At 33.1% G+C, this 1,566-nt stretch carries 1 pseudogene; it reads right to left on the bottom strand.

The window, feature by feature from the left end:
- Nucleotides 1-516: 516 nt before the first annotated feature.
- Nucleotides 517-1,566: pseudogene (locus ULVI_RS00940) on the bottom strand (hypothetical protein); the annotation flags it as partial.

The following is a 1,566-nucleotide window of genomic DNA, read 5'->3' as shown; positions in this document are numbered from 1 at the left end:
ATGCAACAATATTTTTGATTCTTATAACCCCTTTATTTCCAGAAAAAAAAAGAAAATTTTATTTGTAGGAAAAATATTGTTAAAATATTTGTTTTATTAGACATAAGCAAAGTTTAATACGACCAAACACACAAATATGGGGATAATTAAAACTTGTTAAAGTTTTGTTAAAAAAATAAATTTGTTTTAATAATTTAGAACATGTTATTAAAGAATATTTATATAAGAATATAAATTAAAACATCTTAAATAACTGCAGATCAAATAGTTTTATGAAAAAGTTTGAAATTTTATAAAATTCTTTTTGATTAAATTGATTGTAATTCAATTCTTACTTTTTTAATTAAAAATATTTCATTTATAAGAACTTAAATTCCGCTTTTATTTTAAATAATTATTTTTTCAGATTATAAGAGAATACCTCTATAAAATTTTAAAAAAAATTATCTCTAAGTATCTTATAAAAAAAAGAGGACGTTTCCGTCCTCTTTTTCATATTCAATTAATGAATAATTACTAGCAATCTGCACATAATCCAGGTACATCAATATCTGGAATGTTAAGATTTTGCATGTTTGGAAGATCCATTGGATCCATATTTGCAGGAATTTCGCAATCGATCGTTTCAAGTAAGTTTCCAGCCGGTCCTACTTGTAATACTTCCATTACGTTATTAGTACCAAATTGATCACCAATAAAACTCTGTCCACCACGTTGTGCTGCATATATAACTCCATTTACACCACCTTGACCAACTTCCATGAAGTTAGCACCTTCATATTGCTTGGTAACCAAACTATTTCCTCGTTCTGTTTGAACAGCTAGTACCTTGTCATCACCATCTTGTATCATCCATGCTTCATGACCATCACCGTTCTGAATTAAAGCGGCTATGTTGTCATCACCAGTTTGAACTTGTAATGCACTGTTGTCGTCATTAAATGTACCACCTTGATCAAACACGTTTTGTATAACAAATGCTGTGTTGAAATCTCCTTCTTGAATTTGTTTCGAATATCCAGGGTATGCGTTAGTTCCATCAGACTCACCATATTGAGCAGCTTCGGCTACGTTACCTTGTCCAGTCTGGCTTTGAAACGCTACGTTATTAATTGTACCATCCGATGGTGCAGGTCCAATTGTTGGAAGGACAGCATTAGCTTCAAAAAACAAAGGCAATACTGGGGATAGTGCCGCACCATTTGTGCGATCTCCTTGATTTATTAACGCCACGTTGGCAACTCCACCACTCACATTATTAACTTGTCTTTGATGCGCATAGTTAGTAGTACCATTTTGAACTACCATACCGTCATTCGCTCCAATACCGGATTGTGCTAAATCTGACTTATTCTCTGTACCAAATTGATCAACAGTAGCACTATTTTCTCTGTTCACTTGATCTACAAAAGATTTATTCCCAGTACCATCCTGATCTACATCAGCAGAGTTGTTAGCCACAACTGAAGCACCACCACCACTTTGTTGTACATCAGAATAGTTACCATTACCATTCTGTAACACATCAGCATCTGAACCAGAACCCGTTTGTGCTACATAAGACAT

It is taken from the genome of Cochleicola gelatinilyticus (genome assembly GCF_001637325.1).
GTDB classification, from domain to species: Bacteria; Bacteroidota; Bacteroidia; order Flavobacteriales; family Flavobacteriaceae; genus Cochleicola; species Cochleicola gelatinilyticus.
This window is presented reverse-complemented; position numbering and strand designations above follow the sequence as displayed.